1 protein-coding gene is annotated in these 385 nt (G+C 60.3%); it reads right to left on the reverse strand.

Annotation, left to right across the window (positions count from 1 at the left end; all coding sequences use genetic code 11):
• Positions 1–385: ribonucleotide-diphosphate reductase subunit beta (locus tag CVH10_RS18100; RefSeq protein WP_181244477.1), on the reverse strand; the 385-nt coding region annotated here is incomplete at both ends.

Genomic DNA, 385 nt, shown 5'->3' on the forward strand with positions numbered 1-385 from the left:
CGAATATTCGGTGGCGCGCGTCTCGAAGAAATTGGCATGCTCGACGCCATTGAGCAGCGGGGTCAGCCACGGGATCGGATGCTCGTCGATCATATAGATCGGCTTCAGCCCCAATTGCCCCAGCCGCCAGTCGGCGATGTAGCGGATATACTTCTTGATATCCTTGGCGGTCATGCCGTTGACCGGCCCCATCTCGAACGCCAGGTCGATGAACGCATCCTCCAGCCGGATCGTCGTCTGGCACTGGTCGGCGATATCGTCCTTCACCGCCTTGGTCAGGCAGTTGCGCTCCTTCACGAAGGCGTGGAACAGCCGGATGATCCCCTCGCAATGCAGGCTTTCGTCGCGGACCGACCAGGACACGATCTGCCCCATGCCCTTCATC

Source organism: Halomonas sp. ND22Bw (assembly GCF_003011945.1).
Lineage (GTDB): Bacteria > Pseudomonadota > Gammaproteobacteria > Pseudomonadales > Halomonadaceae > Halomonas > Halomonas halophila.